Source organism: Hungatella sp. SL.1.14, assembly GCF_024460495.1.
Classification (GTDB): Bacteria; Bacillota; Clostridia; order Lachnospirales; family Lachnospiraceae; genus Hungatella; species Hungatella hathewayi.
This window is the reverse complement of the sequence record NZ_JANFYJ010000574.1, coordinates 1-265: the sequence shown is the minus strand read 5'-3', so window position 1 is coordinate 265 and position 265 is coordinate 1. Positions and strand designations below refer to the sequence as shown.

Annotated in this window: 1 rRNA gene; it reads left to right on the top strand. The window is 50.6% G+C overall.

What is annotated here, in order from left to right:
• Positions 1-34 precede the first annotated feature (34 nt).
• Positions 35-265 (top strand): 16S ribosomal RNA (locus NE473_RS32360); the annotation flags it as partial.

Here is a 265-nt window from a genome sequence, read left to right as displayed (position 1 = left end):
TAGTTGATTTTGACCCCGGATCAAACGAATCATTTAACATGAGAGTTCGATCCTGGCTCAGGATGAACGCTGGCGGCGTGCTTAACACATGCAAGTCGAGCGAAGCGGTTTCGATGAAGTTTTCGGACGGATTTGAAATTGACTTAGCGGCGGACGGGTGAGTAACGCGTGGGTAACCTGCCTTACACTGGGGGATAACAGTTAGAAATGACTGCTAATACCGCATAAGCGCACAGGGCCGCATGGCCTGGTGTGAAAAACTCCG